Genomic DNA, 25,604 nt, shown 5'->3' on the forward strand with positions numbered 1-25,604 from the left:
TTTGTCGCAGCCTCATATGGGGTGTGAGCTGCGTCTTCATACGAGTAACTGCGGGTGTAATGACAAGGCAGCCCGCGGCTGGCGCGGCCCACCCAATATCCACAGATAAGTTCCCGTTTTAACGATATAAAAATCCCATTGACCGGGTGATTTCAAAGCGAGTATTTTACCGCCGCACAAATACAAATTGATAATCATTATCATTTTGAATCATGTTTGAGGGTGTAACGTGGATACTCTTGTGATGGAAAATAGCGCGCCTGCCCAGGCTGCGATGGAAAATAGCGCGCCTGCCCAGGCTGCGATGGAAAATAGCGCGCCTGCCCAGGCTGCGATGGAAAATAGCGCGCCTGCCCAGGCTGCGTCCCCGCCCGATTTCTTGTTTACCTCAGGTCAGGGCACGATCAGTGCCTACGACCTGGGCCAGCCTATCACCACGCCCGCCTGTGAATGGCCCTTGCTGGAGCGACAGATAGCCCGGGCGCTGGCGGCGGCCGAGGCCGCAGGGCAAGCCAATCCGCTGCTGGTCGGTGCCTTTGCCTTCGATCCGGCCGAAGCCTCTTGCCTCTATGTGCCTGGCCGCTATGAGCGGGGCGTGCGCATGGCCTCCGAGCCGATGACGTTTGCAGCCAAAGCCGCCCTTGCCAGTGCACCTGCGAGCAACCAGGTCATTTCGGTACAGAGCACACCGGCGGCGGCCGAGTTCAAAGCTTCGGTCAGCTCGGCGCTGGATGCGTTTGCACAAGGTCGTCTCTCCAAGGTGGTGCTGTCGCGCAAGCTATCGCTCACTCTGCACAAGCCAGCCGATCCCGAGCAGGTGCTGGCCCGGCTGATGAGCCAGAACCCCCATGCCTTCCACTTCTCCCTGCCGCTCGGGCAAGATCGCCGCCTGCTTGGGGCCAGCCCCGAGCTGCTGCTGCGGGTCAGCGGGGGAGAGGTGTTCACTCACCCGCTGGCGGGCTCTGCCAAGCGCGGTAACGAGCCAGAACAGGACAAACGGGTGGCCCGGGATCTGCTGGCCTCCCGCAAGGATCAGCATGAACACCGCCTGGTGATCGACGAGATCCGCCGGGTGCTGACACCGCACTGCCGTGAGCTGGCCATTCCCGCCAATCCTACCCTGATGAGCACGGATACCCTCTGGCATCTGGGCACGCCCATCGCCGGCCAGCTGAATCCGGGTCAGGCTTCTGTGCTCTCCCTGGCTTGCCAGCTGCATCCGACCCCAGCCCTGTGCGGTTATCCCACCGAGCTGGCGCGCCAGTTCATCCGCGAGCAGGAACCCTTCCGGCGTGCCCTGTTCAGCGGCATCGTCGGCTGGTGCGACAGTCAGGGCAATGGCGAGTGGGCCGTGGTGATCCGCTGCGGTGTGCTCGATGGCCATCAGGTGGAGCTGTTTGCCGGCGCCGGCATAGTGGCAGGCTCGGATCCCGCCATGGAGTGGGCCGAGACCGGCACCAAGCTGGGCACCATGCTCAACGCGCTTGGTCTGGATCTGGAGGTGGCACAATGACGCAGTCCAACCGCTTCCTGCCCTATACCCGCTGGCCCGAAGCCTTGGCGGAGCAGTATCGTGCCAAGGGCTATTGGCGCGGCGAGCCCCTGACCGCCATGCTGGATCGCCAGTGCGAAGTGGCGCCGGATGCCACCGCCATCCTCTGCGGCGAACGCAGTTTCAGTTATCGCGAGCTGGACGCTGCCTCGAGCCGACTGGCCGGGCGATTGGCCCGCCATGGTCTGGGGGTCGGGGACACAGCCCTGGTGCAGCTGCCCAATGTGGCCGAATTCTATCTGGTCTTCTTCGCCCTGCTCAAAGCAGGCATAGCGCCGGTCAACGCGCTCTTTAGCCACAACCGGCTGGAGCTCATCTCTTACGCCGAGCAGATCACCCCCCGCCTCTTTATCGGCTCGCTCGCCCATGCGCTGTTTGCCAATGGGGCGCGCCACAGTGACCTGCTGCGAGGCATAGGCGCCGAGCTGGTGCTGCTCGATGGTGAGAGCGGGGAGCTGGGGCTGACTCATTGGCTGAGTGATCTGGCCAAGACCGAAGGATTGGCTGTCCCCGCCTATGGCCCGAGTCCTGCGGACGAGGTGGCCTTCTTCCAGCTCTCCGGCGGCAGCACCGGCACCCCCAAGCTGATCCCGCGCACCCATGACGACTACTACTACAGCGTGCGCCGCAGCAATGAAATCTGTGGACTCGGCCCCCATACCCGTTATCTCTGTGCCCTGCCGGCTCCCCACAACTTCCCCTTGAGCTCCCCAGGTGCCCTCGGTGTGTTCGAGGCGGGCGGCGCCGTGGTGCTGGCGCCGGATCCCGGCCCCATGAGCTGTTTTCCGCTGGTGGCCCGCCACAAGGTCAACCTCACTTCCCTGGTGCCACCGGCCGTCTCTCTCTGGTTGCAGGCCACCGAATCTGACCCGTCCGTCCGCAGTCAGCTCGCGAGCCTCGACTTGCTGCAAGTAGGCGGCGCCAAGCTGGCCGAAGCGGTGGCCAGAAAGATCACCCCGCTGCTCGGCTGCCAGCTGCAACAGGTGTTCGGCATGGCGGAGGGGCTGGTCAACTACACCCGGCTGGACGATAGCGATGACAAAATAATCCACACCCAGGGCCGCCCCATGAGCCTGGATGACGAGGTGGGCATTCTGGACGAGGAGGGCCAGCCGGTCGCCCCGGGCCAGCCTGGCGCCCTGCATACCCGTGGCCCCTACACCTTCCGCGGTTACTACCAGAGCCAGGCCCACAACGCCCGTGTGTTCGATGCAGATGGCTTCTACTGCTCCGGCGATCTGGTGGTGCAGGATGCCGATGGTTACCTCACTGTTGTGGGGCGGCAGAAGGATCAGATCAACCGGGGCGGCGAGAAAATCGCGGCGGAAGAGGTGGAGAACCAGCTGCTGCACCACCCGGCCATCACCCAGGCGGCCCTGGTCTCCATGCCCGACAGCGCCATGGGGGAGAAGAGCTGCGCCTTCATCGTCAGCACGGATCCCGGGTTGAAGCCGCTGGCCTTGCGCAAGTTTCTGCGTGAGCGCGGCGTGGCGGATTTCAAGCTGCCCGACCGTTTCGAAACTCTGGATGCCCTGCCCATGACGGCGGTGGGCAAGATTGACAAGCAGGGGCTGCGCGCGCAAATCGCCGAGTTAATCGCCGCCGGCCAGCCCCTGACCACAGCTTAAAACTAAAAAAGGAATCATGACGTTATGGCTATCCCAACCCTGAACAACTACGCCATGCCCAGCCAGTGGAAGGCCAACAAGGTCAACTGGACCCTGAACCCCAAGCGCGCCGCCCTGCTGATCCACGACATGCAGGAGTACTTCACCGCGTTTTATGGTGAGGACAGCCCGCTGATCCAGGCCCTCACCGAGCGACTCGCCGCGGTGCGCAAGCAGTGCAAGGCCCTCGGCATCCCGGTTTTCTACACGGCCCAGCCCAAGGATCAATCCCCCGAAGATCGTGCCCTGCTCAACGACATGTGGGGCCCGGGTCTGAACAAGAGTCCCGAGCTGCAACAGGTGGTGGCAGGGCTGCGCCCGGAGCGTGACGACACAGTGCTGGTCAAGTGGCGCTACAGCGCCTTCCAGCGCTCCGAATTCGAACAGATGCTCAAAGACCTGGGGCGGGATCAGCTCATCATAGGCGGCATCTACGGCCATATTGGCTGCATGATGACCGCCTGTGACGCCTTCATGCGCGACATCCAGCCCTTCTTCCTGGCAGACGGGATAGCGGACTTCTCCCTGGCCGATCACCAGATGGCGCTCGACTACGTGGCGACCCGCTGCGGCAAGGTAATCCCCTGCGAGGAGGTGCTGGCACTTGCCCCGGCTTCCACTTTCGCCGTCCAGACTAATCCGTTGCTGACGTATGAGGGGCTCAAGGCGCGGCTGCTGAGCCATATCGATGAAGACGAAGGGGAGTTTGACCCGGACGAGAACCTCATCGACTACGGCCTGGATTCGGTGCGCATCATGTCTCTGCTCACAGAGTGGCGCGCCGCCGGGGTGGAGCTGGGCTTCGTGGACTTGGCCAAGCTGCCGACCCTCAATGGCTGGTGGCGTTTGATCGAGGCCAAGCTGGCAGCACAGGCGCTGGAGGTGACGCGATGAGCCGCTTCCCTCTGACTATACCCCAACAGGGGCTCTGGTCCGGTCATTTGCTCAACGACGACAAGGCCATGTTCAACACCGCCGAGTGCATCGCCTTTGATGGCAAGGTCGACGTGGCCGTGCTGGTGGCCGCGCTCACCCGGGCTGTGGGTGAGTGCGAGGCGCTCAAGGGCCACTTCGAAGACGATGGGGAGGCGGTCTGCTTCGTCTCGGACGAGGCGCCACTCGCCTATGGCGAGGTGAACCTTGAAAGCGATGACGAGGTCGTCGCCCGCGCCTGGGCATGGGCCGATCTGCGCCGCCCGTTCAAACTGACCGAAGAGGCTCCCTGCCGCTTAGCCCTGCTGCGTGGCCCCGGTCGGGATTACCTCTACAGTTGCGTGCACCACATAGCGCTGGACGGTTTTGGCACCACCTTGCTGTTCCAGCGTATCGCCGAACTCTATGGCGAAGGGCTGGCAGGGGCTGTGCCGTCGCCATCGCCGTTTGGCCTGCTGGATGAGGTGCTGGCCGAAGAGCTGGCCCGTGAGGAGAGCGGCAAGAACGCCGCCGCCCGCAGCTTCTGGCAGGAGCAATTGCAGGCCTGGCCCGAGGTGAAGTCCTTTGGCGAGACCCGCGCGCCCATCGCCGCCGAATTTATCCGCGAGAGCCGTCCGCTGCCCGCGGCGCTGTGGCAATCCCTGACCGGCTTTGCCGACGAGCACAAGCTGGGTTGGCCTGAGCTGCTGCTGGCCGGCCTATCGGCCCAGCTCTCCCTTGCCAGTGGCCAGCAACAAACGTTGCTTGGCCTGATGATGATGAACCGCATCGGCTCGGCCTCCCTGACCGTGCCCTGTATGCAGATGAACATCACCCCGTTGGCGCTGGCGCTCGGTGAAGAACTGGATCTGGCGGGGGCGGCCGGCGCCGTGGCCAAGGCCAAGCGCGGCGTGCGCAAGCACCAGCACTACCGCTACGAACTGCTGCGCCGCGACCTTGGCCTGGTGGGGGGCGACAAGCGATTGTTCGGCCCCTTGGTCAACATCATGCCGTTCGATCACGCCCGCCGTTTCGGGCCGCTCAGTGCCCATATCCTCAACATCAGCGCCGGCCCGGTGGAGGATCTCACCATTGAGGTGCAGGTCGGCGCCGATGGCCAGCCCAGACTGGATCTGGACGCCAACCCCGGCTGTTACCAGCAGCAAGATCTGGCGACCATCGCCGATACCCTGTTCGCCCTGCTGGGCCGCTGGCTGGCCCAGCCCGCCCAGAACCTGGGCAGCCTCAAGGCCGACTGGCTGGCCGAGCAGCGGCAGGGAGCCATGATCACGGCTCCCGCTCACGAAGTGATCAAGGTGCGGCCGGTGCTGGACGCGCTCTGCCACTTCGCCGCCCAGACCCCGAACAAGATTGCCCTGATACAAGGGGAGGCGAGCGTCAGCTACGAGGCACTGCTGGCCCGCTGCGAGCAGATGGCAGCGGCCCTGCAGGCGTCCGGCGTGCAACCCGGGGACAGGGTCGGGGTCATGCTGGCCCGCTCTCCCCTGGCCATCTTCACCCAGCTGGCGGTGCTGCTGGCGGGCGCCGTCTATGTGCCCCTCGACCCCGAGCAGCCGCTGGAGCGCCAGGGCCATATACTGCGCCTTGGGGAGGTCAAGACCCTGATCACCCAGGCGGAGTATCGCCACAAGCTGGCCAGCCTGTTCGAGGGGCGCACGCTCCTGGCGGGGGATCTGGTGAGCGACAACCGCTTGAACCAGCCAGCCGCCGGCCGCGCCGTCGCCTACCTGATGTTCACCTCGGGCTCGACCGGCCTACCCAAGGGGGTGGCGGTCAGTCACGGGGCGCTCGATCACTTCGCCGCTGCCGCCCGCTGCCGCTATCACCTGAACGAGGGGGCCCGGATGTTGCAATTTGCCCCCTTCAATTTCGACGCCAGCATAGAGGAGGTGTTTGCCACACTGAGCGCCGGTGCCACCCTGGTGCTGCGTACCGACGCCCTGCTCGAATCCATGGCCGCCTTCGCGGCCGGGGTGGAGCAGATGGGGATCACCCACCTCGACCTGCCCACCGCCTTCTGGAACGAGTGGGTGGTGGCGCTGACGGCGGGCCAGGCCCACATTCCGGCCTCCCTTGCCACCGTCATCATAGGCGGCGAGGCGGTTTACCCCGAGCAACTGGCCCAGTGGCAGCGCCAAGGTCGCTCAGATGTGCGTCTGTTCAACACCTATGGCCCCACCGAGACCACTGTGGTGGTCACTACCCAGGAGCTGCAGCAGGAAGACCCGAACCAGGCCCAGCTGCCCATCGGTCTGCCGCTGCCCGGCATGCAGGCGCTCATTCTGGGGGCAGGGGAACAGCCTGCCAGCGAGGGGGAGATGGTGCTGCTCGGCCCACAGCTTGCCAACGGCTATGTGGGTGGCGTGCAGGGGAGCTTTGAGACCCTTAGGGTCGGTGAGCAGGCGCTGCCCGTCTATCGCACAGGCGATCGGGTGCGGCTGGCGGCCGGCCGGCTGGTCTATCTGGGCCGGCGCGACAACGAATTCAAGATCAGCGGCTATCGCATCCAGCCCGGCGAGGTGGAGGCTCAACTGCTGGCCCTGCCCGGGGTGGACGAGGCCTGCGTGCAGGGGGTGAGCATCGGCAGCGTACGCCGGCTGGTGGCCTTCGTGGCAGGCAGCGAGCGCGACAGTCGGGCCATCAAGGCGCAGCTCGCCAAGATGCTGCCCGCCGCCATGATCCCCACCGACTATCGCCACTATGACCAGCTGCCCCGCACCGGCTCCAACAAGCTGGATCGCAAGGCCCTGCTGGCTCAGTACCAGTCCACGGATGAGGCACTGACCCTCGGCAGTGAAACCGAGAACCGGGTCGGCGCCATCTGGCAGCAGATCCTGGGGCTGGCCACCATGGCGCCGGCGGACAACTTCTTCGAGCTGGGGGGGCAGTCCCTGCAGACCATACAGATAGTGAACCGGCTCGGTGCCGAGTTCGGGGTGCAGGTCAAGGTATCCGATGTGTTCGACCACCCCCGTCTGGACGACTTCTGCCGCTTCCTCGACGGCAAGCTGACCGAGGATGAAGAGAGTGTGGAGATGGTCTGGTGATGAGCAAGATGACGAAGGAGCCGCAAAAAATGGCGTTTGATTTCAGTGGCAAGCGGGTCTGGGTGACCGGAGCTGGCCGTGGCATAGGGCGCGAGGTGGCAGAGCAGTTCGTGGCCGCCGGCGCCGCCGTGGTGGGGCTGGATCTGGCGTTCCCCGAGGCAGACTACCCCTATGCCACCCGGCTGCTCGACATCGGTGATGCCGCAGCGGTGAACGCCTGTTGCGCAGCGCTGCTGGCAGACGGCGGGCTGGATGTGCTGGTCAACGGGGCCGGGGTGCTGCGCCTCGGCCCCACCGAAAACTTGAGCGACCAGGATTGGCACGACTGCATGACGGTCAACGCCACCGGCGTCTTCTATCTGCTGCGGGCCCTGGTGCCCCACTTCAAGACGCAGCGGCGCGGCGCCATCGTCACCATAGGCTCCAACGCGGCCCATGTGCCGCGCATGCAGATGGCGGCCTACTGCGCCTCCAAGGCGGCGGTCACCAGCCTGACCCAGACGGTGGGGCTGGAGTTGGCCCCCTTCGGTGTGCGGGTCAACCTGGTGTCGCCGGGCTCGACGGATACCCCCATGTTGCGCGGCATGCTGCCGGACGAGGGGGCCATGGCCCGCACCATTGCCGGGCTGCCGGATCAGTTCAAGCTCGGTATTCCCCTGCGCAAAATCGCCACCCCGGCGGAGATCGCCAATACAGTGCTCTTCCTGGCCTCGGACTTGGCCAGCCATATCACGCTGCAGGATCTGGTCGTCGATGGCGGCGCCACCCTGAGCGCCTGAGGTAAGTCATGAACAATATGATAACGCTGCTAAAACAGCTGGAACGCCAGGGTGTCAGGCTGGCCCTCAACGAGAAAGGGCAGCTGATTTCCCAGTCGAGCAAGGAGGCACTGACCCCCGCCATCGGCACCCAAATCAAGGCGCACAAGGATGAGCTGGTGCGCTGTCTGGCGGCCCGCGCCGCCTTCGAGGCACCTATCGTCGCCCAGGGAGCCCAGAGCGGGCCGCTCTCTTCCTCCCAGAGCGGGCTCTGGTTTATCGAGCAGTATGAGGAGGCCTCCCATCTCTACAATATGCCAGTCTACTTCAGGGTCCGTGGCGAGCTGGATACCCGAGCCCTGGAATTTGCCTTCGATCACCTGTTTGCCCGCCACCCCAGCATGCGCACTCGCTTCATCAAGGACGAGGCGGGCAGGGGGGCCCAGGAGATACTGCCGCACCTTCCCTTCACCTTGCCTGTTGAAGACGTCAGCCAGCAGCCGCAAGCCGAACGCGAGGCCTATGTGGCCAGGCGGGTGCGCGAGGAGATAGGGCGCCCCTTCTCTCTGACCAAAGGGGACTTGAGTCGGGTGCACCTTATTCGGTTGGGGTCTCATGAACATGTGCTGTTGATCACCCAGCACCACATCGTCTCGGACGGCTGGTCGGTCAAGAACATGTTTGCCGACTTGAAGCGCGCCTTCCTGGCCCATCAGAACCGGGAGCCCTTGAGCGTGCCCGAGTTGCCGCTCACCTATCTCGACTATGCCCACTGGTTCAATTCGCCGCGCTTTCTTGACTATCACGCCGAGTTCAAGCCGTTCTGGGTCGACCGGCTCGGTGGCAGCCCCGAGGTGCACGGCCTGCCGCTGGACAAGCCCCGCCCGGCCCATCAGGCCAGCGGCGGCGAGCTGGTCTTCTCCACCATAGACAACACCCTGTGGGAGAGCTTCAAACGGCTGTGCCAGCGCCACAACACCTCCAACTTCATCGGCCTGCATGCCCTGTTTGCCCTGCTGATGGTGCGCCAGAGTGGCGAGAAGGAGGTCGTCATAGGCACGCCGCTCGCCTACCGCGAGCGCCACGAGATAGAGTCCCTGGTGGGCTTCTTCGTCAATACCCTGGTACTGCGCACCCGGCTCGACGGTCGCCCCAGCTTTGTCGACTACCTGCAGCAGTGTCGGGAGGAGGATCTGGCGGCCTTCGATCACCAGCTCTACCGCTTCGAGGCGCTGGCCGAGGCCATAGGCGCCGATCGCACCACCGCCATCAACCCCATCTTCCAGATCATGCTGGTCTATCAGGCCAAGGTGGATTTCAACGATCTCATCCCTGGCTGCCAGCTGGTGGAGGAGACCTCGCCGGTGCTGCCCGCCAAGACCGACATCTCGGTCAAGGTGACCGAGTTGATGGATTCCGTCAGGGTGGATTGGCTGTTCGCCACCGCCCTGTTCGAGCGAGAGACCATCCAGTCTTACGCCGATCGTCTGCTGCACCTGATGCGCGCCGTGGTGGCGGCCCCCGAGACCGACATCTGGCAGCTGCCGCTGGAGGCGGGCACAGACCAAGCAGCGCTGGCCGCCGAGCTCGCCAGCCTGCCCCTGGATTACCCCAGCCGCGACACCCTGCTCTGCCACATAGAGCGCCGCGCGGCGGAGCGTCCCGACGCGCTGGCGGTGAGTGATGGCGAAGGCGCCCTGAGTTACGGCGAGCTGGAGGCGCGCGCCAACCGGCTGGCCCACTGGCTGCTGACCCGAGGCGTGAAGCCGGGCGCCGCCATCGGCATCCAGGCCAGACGGGATGTGGCTTTCGCGGTCGCCCTGCTCGCCTGCTGGAAGGCGGGGGCGGCCTATGTGCCGCTCGATCCCGCCTATCCCGCCGAGCGATTGGCCCATATCCTCGGTGACGCCAGCATTGTGCTGGTGCTGGGAGGAGAGCCGGATGCCCGGCTCGCCGAAGCCATCAAGGGCACAGATGCCGGTTACCACAACCTGCATCGGCTGGCGCTGGATGGGCTGCCAAGCAAGGCTCCCACCATCCCCCGGGACGCGGCCATGCTGGCCCAGATCATCTACACCTCCGGCAGTACCGGCTTGCCCAAGGGGGTCATGGTGGAGCAGGGCAGCCTGGTCAACCTGATGGCGGATCACGGCGCGCGCATCGTCCTTGATCAGGATGGCGCCATGTTCAACTGCATGTCCCTGTCGTTCGATGCGGGCAACATGACAACCCTGCTGCCGCTCTACTGCGGCGCGGCCCTGCACTTTGGCGAGCCGGGCGAGGGGGCCATCACGGCCGCGATCAACTGTGGCGCCAGCCATATGATCCTGCCCACCGCCCTGCTGGCGAACCTGTTGCCACCGACCGATCTCGGTTCTCTGCGCGCCATCGGTTTTGGCGGTGAAGCCTGCCCGAGCAGCCTGGTGGAACGCTGGGGGGAGCGGATAGCACTCTTTAACATGTACGGCCCGACCGAGTGCACAGTCACGGCGCTCTGCGCGCGGCTCGTGCCGGGTCAGCCCATCACCATAGGCCAGCCTATCAGCAATTTAAAAGCGCTGATCCTGGACGAAGGGGGCAACCTCTGCCCCGTCGGTGTGCCCGGTGAGCTCTGCCTGAGTGGTCTCGGCCTTGCCCGTGGCTACCTCAATCTGCCTGAGCGTACTCAAGAGGCCTTTATCGATCTCGCCTTGGCGGGTCGTACTTATCGCCTCTACCGCACAGGCGATCGGGCGCTCAGGCGCCGCGACGGCAACATCCAATATCTGGGCCGGATTGACGAGCAGATCAAGCTGCGGGGCTATCGCATCGAGCCCGGCGAGATAGAGACGCAAGTCGCCGCGCTGTGCCCGGCCATCCGCCAGATCAAGGTGGTGGTGCAGGAGGGTCGCCTGCTGGCGTACGCCTGCCTGCATGAGGGGGCGAGCGAGCCGGACGGCGAGGCCCTGCTGCAACGGGCCGGTGAATGCCTGCCCGAATACATGGTGCCGGTGCGGCTCTGCTGGCTGCCCGAGATGCCGCTCACCCCCAACGGCAAGCTGGATGTGCGCCGCCTGCCCGCCATTGATTGGCAGCAGAGCAAGAGTGAGCCACAAAGCGAGCTGGAGCAGACTGTGCTCGCCATCTGGCAGGGGGTGCTCAAGCAACCCCTCGGGGTGGAGGATGACTTCTTCCGCTTGGGGGGAGATTCCATCCTCAGCATCCAGCTCACCACAAGGCTGCGGGATGCGGGGCTGCACTGCAGCGTCAAGGACGTGTTCGAGGCCAAGACTGTGCGCCGCCTCTGCCGCCAGCTCGGCCAGCAGCAGGCGGTCAGCCACCAGACCGAACAGGGCAACCTGGTCGGCGACTTCCCGCTCCATCCCATCCAGCACTGGTTCTTCGAGCAGGGCTTCGCCAAGCCAGGCCACTGGAACCAGGGGGTAATACTGCGCCTGCCCGCCGGGATCGATGATGACACCCTGGCCGGCTGGCTGACCACACTGCGCCAGCATCATGACGCCCTGCGTCTGGCGGTGACCCCGAGCGGTCAGCGCTATCTGGCCGAGCTGGCGCTGCCGCCGCTGCCGACCCTGGATGCAGGAACACTCGGCGGGGCTGAACTGCAGGCCCGCCTGACCGAGTTGCAAGGGGATCTGGAGCCTGCCAGCGGCCACACCCTGGCCTGGACCCGCCTGCGCAACCTGGCCATCGAGGGCGAGGCAGAGCCGGTGGAGGGGCTTTTCCTCGCCTTCCACCATCTGGTCATCGATGCCGTCTCCTGGCGCATTCTGGCCGAGGATCTCGCCCGGGTGAGCAGGGGCGAGCCCCTGCCCGCCAAGGGCAGCAGCTATCGCCAGTGGGGCGAAGGGCTGGCCGCCTACGCCCTGCGCGAAGAGGATCAACTGGCGTTCTGGCTGGCCCAGGGGGAAGGTAGTCAGCAAGGTCTGCTGGAGGCCGAACGCGCCGAAGATGGCCGCGCCGCCGCCAGCCTGCTGCAACTGGACAAGGAGACCACGGCCCGCTTGATAGACCCGGCCAATCAGGCCTTCTTCACCCGGGTGCCCGACCTGCTGCTGGCCGCCCTGACCCGCACCTTGAGCGAGCTGGGTTATGGCGCACGCCACTGCGTGATGCTGGAAGGGCACGGCCGTGAGGCAATCGATGCTGAAATCGATGTGAGCCGTACCCTGGGCTGGTTCACCAGCACCTATCCGCTGGCGCTGGCCGATGAGCAAGAGTGGGATGCGCTGGTGTGCGCCACCAAGGAGCGGCTGCGGGCCGTACCGGACAAGGGGGTAGGCTTCAACGCCCTTCGTCTGCACCATCCCCGTGGTTGGGAGCTGCCCGAAGCCCTCATCGTCTTCAATTACCTGGGGGTCAGCCATCAGGGCGCTGCAGGTCAGCCCTGGCAGCCCCTGCCCATGGCGCCGGGGGCGCCTACTTCGCCGGACAACCTGCCGCGGGAGCTCATCAGCCTGCACGGGGGCGTCTATGACGGCTGTCTCACCCTGCGCCAGGTCGGCGCCCTCAACCAGCAAGGGAGCGACGCCTTGATGGTGCGGCTTTTTGCCAACCTGAAGGCGCTAGTGGATCACTGCTGTGGGGTGAGCGCCCCGCGCCACACCCCGAGCGACTTCCCGGGGCTTGGCCTCTCGCAATCGGCGCTCGACCAGGTGCTGAGCGGGCGCGAGGTGGAGACACTGCTGCCCATGACGTCCTTGCAGCAGAGCATGCTCTATCACAGGGCGCTGGCGCCTCGTGATACGGCTTACCATCTGCAGACCGAAATGGCGTATCACCAGCCACTGGACCTGGCGGTCTACCGCCAGGCCTGGCAGGCGCAGATCGCTCGCTGGCCGGCCCTGCGCAGCGAGCTGGTGCTGGCGGATGGGGTGGCACTGCAGCGCATCCTGCGCCATGCCGAGCTGCCATTCCACTATCAGGATCTGGTGGGGGATGAGCAGGCCGAGGCGCGCATCGCGGCCTATCGCCAGCAGGATCTGGCCCGCCCGATCCCGCTGGAGCAGGCTCCCTTGCTGCGGGTCGCCTGCTTCAAACTGGCACCCGATCACCACAAGGTCATTTTCAGTGCCCACCATGGCGTGCTGGATGGCTGGAGTGGTCCCGTATTGCTGGGCTCCCTGCATCGCTGCTATCAAGCCCTGATGAACGGCCTGCTGCCGCAAGCCGAAGCGGATGGGGCCTGGCTCGAATTTGGCCGCCATATCGCGAGCCAAACCCGCGCCAGCGAGGCCTACTGGCAGGGACGCGCGGAGCAGCTGGCCCGACCCAATGATCTCTCCCGCTTGTTTGGGGTGGCGCTGGAGCCGCAGCTGACGCAGCACAGGCCTGCGGTGTGCGGCCAGACCCTGGCGCCGCACGTGTCGGCTCAACTGGAAGCCCGCGCTCGCGAGCTGGGGGTGACCACGGGCTTGCTGGCCCAGTATGCCTGGCATCGCCTGTTGGCCCGCTGCTGTGGCGACGACATCACCCTGGTGGGCAACGTGACCCCAGGCCGGGATTTCCCCATCGAGGGGATCACCCAGAGCGTCGGCCTCTATATCAACAGCCTGCCGCTTATCCTGGATTGGCGCACCGAGGCGACCCTGGCCGAGCATATTGCCCGGCTGCAGTCGGATTTGATGGCCCTCAATGAGCACGGCACCCAGTCGCTCGCCGCGCTGACGCAGGGCAGGGCGCGCCTGTTCCAGAGCCTGTTCGTGTTCGAGAACTACCCTGTGCCGGCGCTGCCGGAGGAGCCGGAGCCCCATCAGCTGGTGCCGCGCTTTGGCGCCGTGGTGGAGAAGGTGGAGCTGCCGCTCTCCCTGGTGGTGAACGCCCGCGGCGGTCAGTTCAATCTGCGCTTTGAGTTCGACGGGGATCTGATCCCCATGGCGAAGGCCGAAGCCGTGCTGGCCGCCTGGCTGACCGAGCTTGGCTGGCTGGCGGGGGCGAGCCTTGCGCTGCCGGCCAGACCCGATGAGATGAGCCTGCCTGCCCCCGTGGCAGCGCGCGTCGCGGCGCCAGTCGCTGAGCCCTGCCCGCCTGCGGCTCGTCCGCTGGTGGCCCTGTGGGAGCGCCAGTGCGGCGTGCCCGGCGTCTGGCAACAGACCCTGTGTGAACTCGGGGTGGATTCGGTGCAGCAGCTCGCCTTGCTGGCGGCCCTCAATGCCGCCTTTGCCGGCGAGCGAGCGCCGCTCACTTTGCGGGATCTCAAGGCCCATTCATCCCCCAGCCGGCTCTATCAGCACTGGCTGGTGCGACTGCCCGAGGAGGTGCTATGACGGCCCTGCCCCAAGTTGAAAAAGAGATCGTCAGACCGCTCGCAAGCCGGGAGATGGACAGCTTGCAACGCCGTACAGCAGCCGAGCAGACCCTGGGCTCGCGCCTGGCCGATTGCCTCGCCGCCACCCCGCTGGCCCCCGCCATCGGCATGGGCGGGGTCGGTATGAGTGAGCAAGGCATGAGTGAGCACGGTACGGGCGAGGCCGGCCCCGACGCCTGGCTCAACTATGGCGAGCTCAGTCTGCGGGTCGGTCAGATCGCCGCCCGCCTGCAGGGGTTGGCGGTGGGAGAGCGGGTCGGCCTCTACTTGGAGAGAGGCCCGGATCTGGTGGCCTGCCTGCTCGCCTTCCTGCGCCTCGGCCTCACCTTTGTGCCGCTCGAGCCGGATTTTCCGGTGGAGCGGCTGCAGGGTATCGCCCGTCAGGCCCGGCTCTCGGCGGTGATCTGTGATGGGCATGGTGATGTGCCCGCGTTTGGCTGTCCATTGCGATCTATCCCAGCTTTCGAGCAAGAGGGGGAGCAACCGCCAGCTGTCGTCTCCTGGCCCAGCGTGGACGATGCGCTGGCGGCCTACATGATGTTCACCTCGGGCTCCACCGGCGAGCCCAAGGGGGTTGTCATCAGCCGGCGGGCCCTGCTCTGCTTCCTCGACGGGATCCGCGAGCGGCTCGGGCTATCACCTAACAGCCATTGGCTCTTTATCACCACCCCGGCCTTTGACATCTCCTTGCTGGAGATGCTGGGCCCGCTCTGGGGTGGTGGCCGGCTGACGGTGGCCGGCGGCCAGCACAACAAGGATCCGCTGGGAATGATGGCGCTGCTCGAGGCGGATCCTTCCATCAACTGGCTGCAAGCCACCCCGGCCTGCTGGCGCATGCTGCTCAAAGCGGGCTGGCAGGGGCGCGATACCCTCACCGCCCTGTGTGGCGGCGAGGCGCTGGACTCGGGATTGGCCGAGCAGCTTTGCAGTCGTACCCAGCGGCTGTGGAACTGCTACGGGCCGACCGAGGCCACCGTCTGGTCCCTGGTGAGCGAGGTGCGCTGGCCACCGGCGGATGGGCAGATCACCATCAGCCACAGCCTGCCCGGCTACCGCCACTGGGTTCTGGACGAGGCGGGGTTGCCGGTATCTGAGGGGGAGTGCGGGGAGCTTTGCATCGAGAGCCCGGCCCTGTGTGAAGGCTACTGGCGCAAGCCGGCCTTGACGAGCGCCGCCTTCCTACGCCTTGACACCCATCGCCTCTATCGCACCGGGGATAGGGTGCGGCGGCTGGGGGCAGACAACTTCCTTTATCTGGGGCGGCGGGACGATCAGGTCAAGCTGCGGGGTTTTCGCATCGAACTGGGGGAGGTGGAGGCGGGCCTTCGCCGTCAACCCGGGGTGCAGGAGGCGGCGGTGCGCCTGGTCGGTGAGGGGGACGAGGCCATGCTGGTGGGCTATGTGGAGGCCAAAGCCGGGGCGACCCTCAATCGCCTCGCCCTGCGCAAGGGGTTGCAGGCCACGCTGCCGCACTACATGGTGCCGGCGCGGATCCTCCTGCTCGATGCCCTGCCCAAGACAGGCAGCGGGAAATTGGATAGAAAGGCGCTGCCACTGCCTGAATAGGGCGACTGGAAAGCGCCAAACGTCCATAAAAAAGAAGCCCGCATGATGCGGGCTTCTTTTTGGCTGTCATATGAGCGCGGGCTTATTGGGTGATGGGGGCCGCGTCCGGTTTGGCGAGCAGCTGCTCGACGTCGTCGATCACCTTGAGGGCCGCCTGGGGGCCGCCGGTGGAGGTCCACAGCGAGCCATCCACGGCGCCAAAGCGCTTGCCCTTGATGGCGTTCAGTTGCTGGAAGGCCGGTGTCTGCTCGGCCTGCTTCATGGCATCCACCGCATCGCCGCTGGCGCTCAGGGTGCCTATCACCAGCCAGTCACCGTCGAGCAGGTTGAGGGATTCGAGGCTCAGGGCCGGGGAGTGGGGGGTCTTGTCGCCGATCTGGTGGGTCGGACGGGCCAGCCCCATCTCTTCCACCACGCTGCTGGCGAAGGTGCCGCTGTGCATGTAGCTCGGGCCCTTCGGGTTCCAGCGTACTATGCTCAGGCGCTCGCCCTGATGCTTGGCAAGCTTGCTGCGGGCCTCTTGCAGGCGGGCGTCATACTGGGCGAGGAAGGCCTTGCCCTCGGCGTCCCGGTTCAGCACGTGGGCGCTGCGATTGAAGATCTCCTTCCAGGAATCACCCCAGTTGCCGGTGACGACTGTGGGGGCTATCTCTTGCAGCAGGGTCAGCAGCTCGGGTTTGGTCTGGCCGGTCAGGATGAGATCCGGCTCCAGATCGATCAGCCGCTCCAGATTGGGGTTGTCCAGGTCGCCGACCACGGCGATATCCTTGCCCGCCTTGTTCAGCAGGTAACGGGGCAATGTGCCCTGGCCACGACCGTTGACCGTGCCGACTGGCTGCAACCCCAGGGTCAGGGCCGTATCCAGATCGATTTCGCTCAGCACCACCACCCGCTTGGGTTGGGCGGGCACGACCTGGGTCTTGCCATCGGCATCGGTCACCTGACGGGTCTCGGTGCTGGCCTGGGCCTGAAAACCGACCAGGCTGGCCAGCATGAGCGCGGCGGCCAGAGGGGAGGAGATCTTCATCGTTACATCCTTCTTGGTGAAATCAGCGAAAAACCGGGCCCCAAACGGGCGGACTTATGCTATCAAAAATTCAAATGATAAAAATTGTCATTTGCGTTTGTGGTGCTGAGAGGGGGTGATTTGCTACCATGACCGCTCTCGAACCAAGGGCTTTTTCGATGCCAATTGCTCCCCTGGCTGCCGGATCCCGAGGCAGCTTTATCCTGCATGCCGACTGCCTGCCGCTGCCCGGTTTTGCGCCGCTTGCGCTGCACCGGGTCTGCTTCGATCCCGCCGCCTTCACCCCGGCCTGCTATGAGCAGGCCGAGATCCTGCTGCCCGCCAGCTTGCAGCGTGCGGCCCCCAAGCGGCTGGGGGAGTTTCTGGCCGGTCGGCTGGCGGCCCGTGAGGCTCTGCGCCGCTTTGGGCTTGGTGATCATGTGGTGGCCATAGGATCGGCCCGCGAGCCGCGCTGGCCTACGGGGTTTGAGGGCAGCATCAGCCACAGCCTGTTGCTGGGGCGCGGCATGGCCCTGTGTGCGGTGCGTCCGGGCCAGGGGGGGATGGGGCTGGATCTGGAAGCCTGGCTGGAGGATGAGCAGGCGTGCAATCTCTGGCTAGGCATTGTGAATGATGAGGAGTGGGGACGGCTGCAGCGCTGTCCGCTCGGTCCGGCCCAGGGGTTGACCCTGGTGTTCTCTGCCAAGGAGAGCCTGTTCAAGGCGCTCTACCCCAGGGTGGGGCGCTATTTTGACTTTCTCGATGCTCGCTGGCTGGCCGTGACGGAGCAGACCCTCACCCTCGAACTAAAAAGCGCGCTGACCCCGGATCTGCCCGCAGGCTGGCACTGTACCCTGCACTGGCAACGCTTGCCGGGGGGCGTGCTGACCACGCTTGTGCTCTGAACGTGCCGCTGCCGCTCGGTGTCATGGGATAAAAAAAACCGTCATCAGACGGTTTTTTTTATCCTGCGTTCAGGCTTGCATGCTTCATGGCAAAGGCCTGCGGGCGGCGGCGCGGCACTATGATGGGGGCGCCATCACCGGGGGCGTGCAGTATGTCCACGTCCGTCTGATAGAGGCGGTCGATGAGGGGTTTGGTCACCACCTCGCGAGCCGGGCCCATGGCCTGGATCTTGCCCTCGCCGATGGCGATCAGCTCGTCGCAGTAGCGGGCGGCGGTGGCGAGATCGTGGATGACGATGAGCACCGTCTTGCCCTCGGTGGTGATCTGGTGGATGGCTTCCATCACTTCCGTCTGGTGGCCGATATCCAGCACACTGGTGGGTTCATCCAGCAATATGATGTCCGCGTCCTGGGCCAGCACCATGGCCAGCCACACCCGCTGGGCTTGGCCACCGGAGAGGGAGCTGGCGCTCTGTTGCAAGATGTCGCCAAGCTGCATCCGCTCGCAGGCCCAGCGCACCATGCGGGCATCCTCTTCACTCCACTGATTGAACCAGCCCTGATGGGGATGGCGGCCGTACTGCACCAGCTGTTCGACCTGAATGCCGGCGGGCACCAGGGGGCGCTGGGGCAGGTAGGCGAGCTCCCGGGCCAGCGCCTTCATGCCGTAACTCTCCAGCGGTTTGCCCTTGAGCAGTATCTCACCGGATTGGGGCTGTTCCTGGCCGGCCAGCAGCTTGAGCAGGGTGGATTTGCCGCCGCCATTGGGGCCGACGATGCCGACCAGCTTGCCCTTGGGAATGGTGAAGGAGATGTCGTTGAAGACGGGTTTTTGCTGATAGCCGAAGTGGAGGCGATTTAGGGTGAGGGTCATCAGTCGGTTCTCTGTCTGTCTTTTATCAGAATAAACAGCAGCAGTATGCCGCCAAGAATACGGGTCATGATGCCGGTGGCGACCTCATGGGGGCTGGCCAGTACCCGCACCAGGGTGTCACTGGCCAGCAGCAGCAGGGCGCCACACAGGGCGGCAATCCACAGCGGCACTATGCGATCCCGGCTCATCCAGGAGGCGAGTATGGGGGCCGCCATGGCGATGAACACCACAGGACCGCCGATGGCGGTGCCAAGGGCCGCTACGACGATGGCCTGAGCCAGCACGCCGAGCTGCACCCGGTTGACGTTTACCCCCAGACTCTGTGCGGTGACAGGGCCCAGACGCAGCACGCCCAGGGCACGTGAGAGATAAATGATCCAGGGGCAGACCAGCAGGATCAGGATCCCCACAGGCACCACTGTGCCGTAGCCCTGGCCGACGAAGTTGCCCATGTTCCACAGGTAGAGGCTGGTGAGGTGCACCAGCGACTGGGTGGACATGACGAACTGGCCGATGGCGTTCATCAGCTCGGAGACGCCGATGCCGATCACCACGAACAGATAGCCCTGCTCCCCCGGCTTGTTGCACAGGGCATAGAGCACGGCGGCGGCAAACAGGGCGCCAAGGGGCGCGGCCCACCAGGGCCAGCTGCCGAGAGTGAGGTAGAGGGAGAAGGCGATGATGGTCAGCGATGCCCCCTCGTTGACCCCTATCATGTCCGGGGTAGCGAGGCGGTTGCGAATGAGGGTCTGCACCAGGCAGCCGGAGAGGCCCATGGCGGCGCCTGCCACCAAGACGGCGACGATGCGCGGCAGCCGGATCTTGAAGACAGTCACCTCATCGAGCCGGCTCCCCTCGCCAAGCAGGGTTTGCACTACCCCCAGCATGGTGAGTTTGCTTGAGCCCAGGGTCAGCGCCAGCAGGGAGAGCAACGCCAGTGTGAGCACCAAGCCCAGCGTGATAAGCCAGGCGCGGCGGTGCAGCAGCAGGGTGCGTTCACCCAGTCGCAGGCAGAGGGTGCCGGAGGGGAGTGAAGCGTTCAGCGATGTGTTCATTGGATTGTTCATGAGGCAGGGTGACCTTATTTGACGGCCAGCAGGGAGCGGAAGCCACCGCTGCGCACCACCATGATGAGCACGGGGGCGCCGATCAGCGCCAGGATCACGCCGTTGGGCAGCTCGAACGGCTGGATCAGCCAGCGGGCCAGTATGTCGGCCCCCAGCAGGAACAGCACACCAAACAGGGCGGAGAAACGCACCTGGATGGCGAGGCGCACCGGCTCCACCAGACGGGCGCAGTAGGCGGCCAGAAAGCCGACGAAGCCGATGGGGCCGGCGATGGCGATGGCACAGGCGGTAAACAGGGTGGCGGCCAGCAGCACACCGATCCTCACCCGGGTCGGCCGTATGCCGAGGGCCTGGGCCTGGTTATCTCCCATCTGCATCAGGGTGAGCTGGCGGCACAGGGCCAGGGTCAGCAGCAGACCGGCCAAGGCGAAGGGCACCACGGTGAGCACGGCGTCGAGATCCGAGGCGGCCAGAGACCCCAGGTTCCAGAAGCGGAACTGCTCCAGCACCACCTTGTTGGAGAGCAGCAGGAAGTTGGAGAGGCCGCCAAAGGTGGCGGAGAGGGCGACCCCCACCAGGATGAGCTTGAGCGGATTGGAGCGACCCACCATCAGGCCGAGGCCCAGAACTATGAGGTTGCCAAGCAGGGCACCCATGCCGGACCAGAGCAGATAACCGTAAGCAGATTCGACGCCGAAATAAGTCAGCCCTATCACCAGGGCGAAGACGGCGCCGGCGTTGACGCCGAGCAGGCCGGGCTCGGCCAGCGGATTGCGGGTGGCGCTTTGCAGCATGGAAGCCGCCAGCGCGAGACAGACGCCCACCACCAGGGCACACAGGGTGCGGGGCAGACGCAGGGTATGAATGATCATGGCGAGCTTTTCGTCGGCCATGAGGGCGGGATCGCCCAGCAGAAATCCGGCGACCTCGCGGCCACCATAGACACCGGCACCGGTGGCCAGTGACAGACAGATCAGCATAAACAGGAGAACAACTCCCAGCCAGAACAGCTGTGTTTGGTGTCTGAGCACCCGGATACTCCTTATTGTCGAGGCGATAAAAACGGAAAAAGGGAGCCCGCTTGGGCTCCCGAACGGGGGATTACAGCTTGTAATTCACCCCGGCATAGACGGTGCGACCTTCCAGAATGAAATCGGCGTCGGTGGCGACCTGGTCACGCTGGGTGTTGGTCAGGTTGGTGATGCCGAGTTTGAAGTCGAGCGCCGGCGTGACTTTCCAGTTGGTGTTGAGGTCCAGGGTCTGATAGTGCTTGGACTTGAGCGCCTGGGAGTTGTGCATCGGCACCTTGATGAACTGGCTGCCCACGTATTGCCAGGCCAGGTTGGTACTGACGATCTCGGTGGCTTGCCAATCCAGGCTGAGGTTGCCGGTGTGGTCCGGGGTCTTGGTCAGATCGTCGCCCGTGCTCTTGTCTTGGGAATCCAGCAGGCTCCAGTTGCCGGTCAGCTTGACGTTGTCCAGTACGTCGACCCAGCCGGTCAGCTCCAGCCCTTTCACCCGTGCCTTCTTGACGTTGAGGTAGGTCATGACGGTCGGACGGTAGCCCGGGCCCCACTGATCGCTCTGGATCAGATCTTCGATGTCGTTGTGGAAGCCGGTCACACCGGCGCCGAAACGCTCACTCTCGTAGGCGGTGCCCAGCTCATAGCTGACGGCGGTTTCCGGTTTCAGGTTCGGGTTGCCGACCACCTTGCAGGCGCCACGGCAGGCGGTGGTGGCGAAGCCTTCGCTGGACTGGGCCAGGGTCGGTGCCTTGAACGCCTTGCCGGCGCCACCCTTGATCACCCACTCGTCGGTCAGTTTGTAGAGGGCATAGGCGCGCGGGCTGAATTCGTTGCCATAGGTTTCATGGTGGTCGAGGCGGCCGGAGAGGGTCAACGCCAGATCCCCCAGGCTGAATTCGTCCTGCAGATAGAGGGCACTCTGGCTGGCATCCACGCTGCCGTTGGTGATGCTGCGGCTGTGCTCCAGCTCGGTCTTGCGCATCTCGGCACCCGAGGTCAGCAGGTGATTCCCCAGATAGCCGCTCAGCTGGCCATCGACCGTGTGGTTGGTCTGGGTGACATCGGCGGCGCCGCCATTGAGCTGGGAGTCATCCATCAGATCCGTCTGCTCGAAGTAGTAGCGGGCGCGGCTGTCGAAGTGCTCCCAACGGCCGTTGTGGGTCAGCCCCAGGCTCAGACGATCGAGTTTTTGCACGTTGTGCGGGGTGGCCGGTGCGGTCGGGGCACGGGGCACGTTGTTGAAGTAGCTGTCCATGTCGTTCTGGTTGTAGCCCAGATCGAAATCGATATCCTGGTTGTCACTGACCAGCCACTTCAGGCTGGAGAGCACATTGACCACTTCCCGTTTTTCCAGCGCATCGGCATCCAGGTTGTTGGACTGATCGCTGTGCCAGCGGTCACGCTGGTAGCCTTCGACCACCACGCTGCCCAGCAGCTTGTTGTCGATGAGGGCACCGGAGACAAAGGCGCTGCCCTGGTTGGCATCGCCCCCGTCGCCCTTGGTGGGCATGGAGTGGGTGTAGCCGAAGGCCGCTTCCGTCTTCTCCTTGGCCTGGCGCAGGATCACGTTGACCACGCCGCCGAGGGCGTCGGCACCGTACAGAGAGGAGACGGGACCACGGATCACTTCGATGCGCTCTATGGCCGCCATGGGGATGGAGCTCAAGTCGAAGTCATTGCCAAAGGAGCTGCCCAGGGTCTCGCGGGCGTTGACCCGTTTGCCGTTGATCAGCAGCAGTGTGTAGTCGCCGCCCATACCGCGGATCTTGATCTCGCTGCGACCCGTGGGGTTGGTGCCTATGATGTTGACACCCGGCACATGCTTGAGGGCATCGCCTATGTTGTTGGCGTTCATCTTGTCCAGATCGGCGCGGGTCACCACAGAGACGCTGGCCGGAGCGGACAGTTCCGTGTGCTTGGTCTGGGTGGCGGTGACCACCATGGTCTCGTTGGCTTTGGGCAACTCGGCCTGGGCCAGGCCCGGCAGGGCAAACAGACCGAGGGAAAGCAAAATCGGGTTCAAGCGAAATACGCCAGGCTGCAACTGCATAGTCAAAACTCCATGAATAAAACAGAGGTTATGGGGTCCGGCTCTGGGGCCGGTGGCTCACTGACTTCCCTGTCTGGCCGTACCAGACGTGGGGTTATTGTTATTCCTTGTCTGCGCCAGCCCCTTGAGCAGGAGCCAGACGCCACCACAGGCCAGCAGGCTGCAGGTAATATTGATCCAGGCAAGCCCTGCAAAGCCGTGCAGGGCACCAGTGCTGTCCGAGAAGAGATACCTGGCCGAGATCAGGCTGCCGAGACCTGCCGCCACATTGGTCACCGTGCCCTGAAAAGACATGAAGGCGGCGCGCTGATGGGGGGCCGGAATGGCTGCCGTGATGGCGAGCGTGGTGCTGGAGCGTGCCGAGCTCAGCGCCATGAAGAGGGTAAACAACAGATAGACGGGCACGCCAATGGGGGCGGCGAAGCCGAGCAGAGTGATCAGTGCCAGCAACAGGCTGGTGATCAGAATGGCGGCCAGCGCCCGGCCCTGATCGATCCAGCCACCGCACAGCCGCATGGTTGCCATGCTGGCGAGGCCGCCACACAGGTAGAGGGCGGCGATCTGCTCGCGGGGGAAGGCGAGGTTGAACTGGAAGTAGTTGGCAAAATGCGGGATCAGCAGGAAATGACCGAACATCTGCAAACAGAGAATGAGCAGAGCGCCCTGGCAGAGCGGCGATCCCAGCAGCTGGCGCAGTCCGCTACCCTGGGGAGAACGGGTGACCGGCAGGGAGGGCAGCAGCAGGGCGCACAGCAGGGCCAGCAGCAGGCCGCCAGCACCGAACAGCAGGAAGGGGCTCTGCCAGCCGAGCCACTGGGCCAGGATGAGGGCAATGGGCACTATCAGGATGGCGGCCAGCGAGAACGCCATTCCCACATAGGCGAGGCGGCGGCCCCGCTCGGCCGGAGGAACCAGGTCCAGCACGGCGGCCATCAGGATGGCGGAAAGAGGCCCGGCCACGCAGCCGGACAGTATGAACAGCATCAGCAGCTGCTGGCTGTTCTGGACCAGGGCGCAGGCCATCAGCAGCAAGAAGCGCAGGGTCAGCAGCACCAGCAGGGCGGGTTTGCGGTTGACGCGATCGAGCCAGGGGGCTGCGATGAGGCCCATCAGGGCCGCGCCAAGGGTGGCGCCGCCGCTGAAATAACCGGTTTGCTCCGGTTGCATGCCGAGGCTGATGACCAGATCCGGCCCGAGCGGCATCACCATCATCATGCTGCCCATGGAGAGCATGTTGATCAGCATCGCCAGATGGATGGCAGCAGGGGTAGTGGTGACGGCGTTTGCTGGCTTCATCAGAAGTGGGCTCGAAAAAATGAGTCCGAATTGTATCCGAGCGATTTTTACGTGACAACAAATGGTAATCATTTTTATTTGTGTTATTTGATCTATCTCCGTCCTTTCCGCTCGCAGGCTGCCAAGGGGGGCGCTCCGGCCCATGCCGCCATTGCCCCTGGGGTGCAAAGTCATTGAAAAGCGAGGCAGATGGATCATGATGGTGATAGCCAGACTGGCAGAAGCGGTGAGCCGGGCTTCCGGACAGGAGAGAGAGATGAAAAGGTGGCGTTGGAGCGGGATCTTGTTGCTGTGGGGGTTCTGGTGCCTGCCGCTGCGGGCCGAGGTCAAGGTGATCCCGGTATTCGAGGCCGAGGCCATGGTGCAGACCCTCAAGGAGATCTACCCGGACCTCGGGGTGAGTGCCATGGGCAACCAGCTGGTGCTGAGCGGCAGTGCGGCCCAGTTGCAGGAGGCCGAAGCGACCCTGGCCAAACTCAACCAGCCGCCCCAGAGCCTGTTTGTCGAATGGCGGGTGGATGGTGCCTCAAGCGGTCAGCAGATAGAGGCGGGTATCGGTGGTGATGCGGCCAAACGGCAATGGCTGCTTGAGGGCAATGCCCGGCAATACCAGCGCAGCCAGAACGACAGCTGGCAGGTGCGCGGCCTGTCGGGGCGGCCCGTGTTGCTGCAGATGGGCTCCTACCAGCCGGTCACCTTCTATCAGTGGCGCGGTGGTCAGGTGGTGGGCTTGATGCCGCTCATCAACGGTCTCTACGCCACCGCCACCCTGATAGGGGACAGGGTGCAGATAGCGCTCAGCAGCGAGCAGGCCAGGCTGGAGCAGGGCACCGTCACCACGGGGCAGAATGCCACCGAGGTGAGCGGCGCCCCGGGTCAGTGGCTGACGGTAGGGGAGTTATCCACCAGCTCGGCGCAGCAAGGGAGCAGCCTGGGTACCCAGTTGCAGGGGGGGAGTGGTACTCAGAGCGATCGCCAGACCCTGCAGATCCGGGTCACGCGGCAATGAGTGACCCCTATTTTCTCAGTGAGATTGATCGGCCGCGTATTCGCGGATCTGGCGGCTGCGCAGCAGATACCAGAGTGCCCAGAGGCTGCCGATCAGCACCAGGGCGGTGGGCCAGCTGAACGACCATTTCTGCAGGTTGAGGCTGTGCAGCTGCATCACCAGGCCGCTGACGGTGGAGCAGAGCAAGAGGCCGCGGCTGTGGCGTCTGAGCCAGGCGCGCACGCTGTCAGTCTGCTGATAGGTGCCGCCGAAGGCGAGCAGTGCCAGCATGGCGGGCACGTCGGTCAGCAGGCTGATGTAGAGGCTGATCTTGTCCGGATAGAAGAGGGTCAGGATCTCGCTGCCGCTCTCGCGGGTGACCCCGGCCATCAGAAACAGCCAGACCGAGCGGGTCAGCAAGAGGGCGATGGGCCAAAACCAGAGGGGAGGGCGCAACTGGCCGTGATCGTCATATCTGTGTTCGGGGTAGAGGGTCATGGTCGCCCGTTATCGCCTGGGTTGTGCAAATGATGAAGAGGATATGGGGCAGAGTGGCGCCCTTT

Annotated in this window: 16 protein-coding genes; 9 read left to right on the top strand and 7 right to left on the bottom strand. The window is 64.7% G+C overall.

Translation table 11 applies throughout. From position 1 onward, the window contains the following. Positions 1–334: 334 nt before the first annotated feature. From AXW79_RS11405 to amoH, 7 genes are read left to right on the top strand one after another with little or no spacing between them, the layout of a single operon-like run. Entirely contained in the window at positions 335–1,513 is a 1,179-nt protein-coding gene (locus AXW79_RS11405) for an isochorismate synthase (RefSeq protein WP_017412289.1), read from the top strand. After that, positions 1,510–3,180 (top strand): (2,3-dihydroxybenzoyl)adenylate synthase, encoded by a 1,671-nt coding sequence (locus AXW79_RS11410; RefSeq protein ID WP_005315264.1) that lies wholly within the window; start codon positions 1,510–1,512, stop codon positions 3,178–3,180. Before AXW79_RS11405 ends, AXW79_RS11410 begins: the two co-directional genes overlap by 4 nt. Positions 3,181–3,204: 24 nt before the next feature. Further along, positions 3,205–4,113 (top strand): isochorismatase family protein, encoded by a 909-nt coding sequence (locus AXW79_RS11415; protein ID WP_005315266.1) that lies wholly within the window; start codon positions 3,205–3,207, stop codon positions 4,111–4,113. Then, positions 4,110–7,199 carry an amonabactin biosynthesis non-ribosomal peptide synthetase AmoF gene (gene amoF / locus AXW79_RS11420; protein WP_005315267.1) on the top strand — a complete coding sequence of 1,030 codons (3,090 nt, stop codon included), beginning with the start codon at positions 4,110–4,112 and terminating at the stop codon, positions 7,197–7,199. Before AXW79_RS11415 ends, amoF begins: the two co-directional genes overlap by 4 nt. A gap of 29 nt (positions 7,200–7,228) precedes the next feature. Then, a complete protein-coding gene (gene dhbA, locus AXW79_RS11425; protein WP_005315268.1) occupies positions 7,229–7,978 on the top strand; it encodes a 2,3-dihydro-2,3-dihydroxybenzoate dehydrogenase in 750 nt (249 codons plus the stop codon). An 8-nt stretch (positions 7,979–7,986) separates the two neighbouring features. Next, positions 7,987–14,223 carry an amonabactin biosynthesis non-ribosomal peptide synthetase AmoG gene (gene amoG / locus AXW79_RS11430; protein WP_005315270.1) on the top strand — a complete coding sequence of 2,079 codons (6,237 nt, stop codon included), beginning with the start codon at positions 7,987–7,989 and terminating at the stop codon, positions 14,221–14,223. Continuing rightward, positions 14,220–15,830 (top strand): amonabactin biosynthesis glycine adenylation protein AmoH, encoded by a 1,611-nt coding sequence (gene amoH, locus AXW79_RS11435; protein ID WP_005315273.1) that lies wholly within the window; start codon positions 14,220–14,222, stop codon positions 15,828–15,830. Before amoG ends, amoH begins: the two co-directional genes overlap by 4 nt. An 82-nt stretch (positions 15,831–15,912) precedes the next feature. Here the strand turns inward: amoH and AXW79_RS11440 are convergent, their stop codons facing one another. After that, positions 15,913–16,857 (bottom strand): amonabactin ABC transporter substrate-binding protein, encoded by a 945-nt coding sequence (locus AXW79_RS11440; RefSeq protein ID WP_005315275.1) that lies wholly within the window; start codon positions 16,855–16,857, stop codon positions 15,913–15,915. A gap of 158 nt (positions 16,858–17,015) precedes the next feature. On the opposite strand from AXW79_RS11440, the gene amoD reads away from it, so the two are divergent. Continuing rightward, on the top strand, positions 17,016–17,741 hold the full coding sequence (gene amoD / locus AXW79_RS11445; protein WP_005315278.1) for an amonabactin biosynthesis phosphopantetheinyl transferase AmoD: 726 nt from the start codon (positions 17,016–17,018) through the stop codon (positions 17,739–17,741). Between the two features lie 58 nt (positions 17,742–17,799). Here amoD and AXW79_RS11450 read toward each other — a convergent pair whose 3' ends face one another. The 5 genes from AXW79_RS11450 to AXW79_RS11470 all read right to left on the bottom strand — a co-directional run bounded on the left by AXW79_RS11450 (position 17,800) and on the right by AXW79_RS11470 (position 24,053). After that, on the bottom strand, positions 17,800–18,615 hold the full coding sequence (locus AXW79_RS11450) for an amonabactin ABC transporter ATP-binding protein (RefSeq protein WP_005315285.1): 816 nt from the start codon (positions 18,613–18,615) through the stop codon (positions 17,800–17,802). Then, entirely contained in the window at positions 18,615–19,682 is a 1,068-nt protein-coding gene (locus tag AXW79_RS11455; protein WP_011898657.1) for an amonabactin ABC transporter permease subunit 1, read from the bottom strand. The genes AXW79_RS11450 and AXW79_RS11455 overlap by 1 nt, the downstream gene beginning before the upstream one ends. Before the next feature lie 14 nt (positions 19,683–19,696). Continuing rightward, positions 19,697–20,713: an amonabactin ABC transporter permease subunit 2 gene (locus AXW79_RS11460; protein ID WP_005315288.1), complete on the bottom strand. Its 1,017-nt coding sequence runs from the start codon at positions 20,711–20,713 to the stop codon at positions 19,697–19,699. 70 nt (positions 20,714–20,783) lie between these two features. After that, on the bottom strand, positions 20,784–22,757 hold the full coding sequence (locus tag AXW79_RS11465) for a siderophore amonabactin TonB-dependent receptor (RefSeq protein WP_005315289.1): 1,974 nt from the start codon (positions 22,755–22,757) through the stop codon (positions 20,784–20,786). Positions 22,758–22,814: 57 nt separating this feature from the next. Next, a complete protein-coding gene (locus tag AXW79_RS11470; RefSeq protein WP_005315294.1) occupies positions 22,815–24,053 on the bottom strand; it encodes a siderophore amonabactin export MFS transporter in 1,239 nt (412 codons plus the stop codon). 256 nt (positions 24,054–24,309) lie between these two features. Between AXW79_RS11470 and AXW79_RS11475 the strand changes: the two genes are divergently transcribed. Beyond that, entirely contained in the window at positions 24,310–25,062 is a 753-nt protein-coding gene (locus tag AXW79_RS11475) for a hypothetical protein (protein WP_042468070.1), read from the top strand. Between the two features lie 15 nt (positions 25,063–25,077). Here AXW79_RS11475 and AXW79_RS11480 read toward each other — a convergent pair whose 3' ends face one another. Continuing rightward, the gene (locus tag AXW79_RS11480) at positions 25,078–25,539 is read right to left on the bottom strand and encodes a DUF2919 domain-containing protein (protein ID WP_005315296.1); all 462 of its coding nucleotides are present in this window, start codon (positions 25,537–25,539) and stop codon (positions 25,078–25,080) included. Between the last annotated feature and the right edge of the window lie 65 nt (positions 25,540–25,604).

The sequence above is a fragment of the Aeromonas salmonicida subsp. salmonicida genome (assembly GCF_001643305.1).
Classification (GTDB): domain Bacteria; phylum Pseudomonadota; class Gammaproteobacteria; order Enterobacterales; family Aeromonadaceae; genus Aeromonas; species Aeromonas salmonicida.

What these genes read in the sequence shown, in the direction of transcription:
- AXW79_RS11415 (WP_005315266.1), top strand. Translation starts at nt 3,205, where the DNA reads ATGGCTATCCCAACCCTGAACAACTACGCCATGCCCAGCCAGTGGAAG.
- AXW79_RS11475 (WP_042468070.1), top strand. Translation starts at nt 24,310, where the DNA reads ATGAAAAGGTGGCGTTGGAGCGGGATCTTGTTGCTGTGGGGGTTCTGG.
- amoG (WP_005315270.1), top strand. Translation starts at nt 7,987, where the DNA reads ATGAACAATATGATAACGCTGCTAAAACAGCTGGAACGCCAGGGTGTC.
- amoD (WP_005315278.1), top strand. Translation starts at nt 17,016, where the DNA reads ATGCCAATTGCTCCCCTGGCTGCCGGATCCCGAGGCAGCTTTATCCTG.
- amoH (WP_005315273.1), top strand. Translation starts at nt 14,220, where the DNA reads ATGACGGCCCTGCCCCAAGTTGAAAAAGAGATCGTCAGACCGCTCGCA.
- AXW79_RS11410 (WP_005315264.1), top strand. Translation starts at nt 1,510, where the DNA reads ATGACGCAGTCCAACCGCTTCCTGCCCTATACCCGCTGGCCCGAAGCC.
- AXW79_RS11405 (WP_017412289.1), top strand. Translation starts at nt 335, where the DNA reads ATGGAAAATAGCGCGCCTGCCCAGGCTGCGTCCCCGCCCGATTTCTTG.
- AXW79_RS11455 (WP_011898657.1), bottom strand. Translation starts at nt 19,682, where the DNA reads ATGAACAATCCAATGAACACATCGCTGAACGCTTCACTCCCCTCCGGC.
- AXW79_RS11450 (WP_005315285.1), bottom strand. Translation starts at nt 18,615, where the DNA reads ATGACCCTCACCCTAAATCGCCTCCACTTCGGCTATCAGCAAAAACCC.
- AXW79_RS11465 (WP_005315289.1), bottom strand. Translation starts at nt 22,757, where the DNA reads ATGCAGTTGCAGCCTGGCGTATTTCGCTTGAACCCGATTTTGCTTTCC.
- AXW79_RS11480 (WP_005315296.1), bottom strand. Translation starts at nt 25,539, where the DNA reads ATGACCCTCTACCCCGAACACAGATATGACGATCACGGCCAGTTGCGC.
- AXW79_RS11440 (WP_005315275.1), bottom strand. Translation starts at nt 16,857, where the DNA reads ATGAAGATCTCCTCCCCTCTGGCCGCCGCGCTCATGCTGGCCAGCCTG.
- AXW79_RS11470 (WP_005315294.1), bottom strand. Translation starts at nt 24,053, where the DNA reads ATGAAGCCAGCAAACGCCGTCACCACTACCCCTGCTGCCATCCATCTG.
- amoF (WP_005315267.1), top strand. Translation starts at nt 4,110, where the DNA reads ATGAGCCGCTTCCCTCTGACTATACCCCAACAGGGGCTCTGGTCCGGT.
- dhbA (WP_005315268.1), top strand. Translation starts at nt 7,229, where the DNA reads ATGGCGTTTGATTTCAGTGGCAAGCGGGTCTGGGTGACCGGAGCTGGC.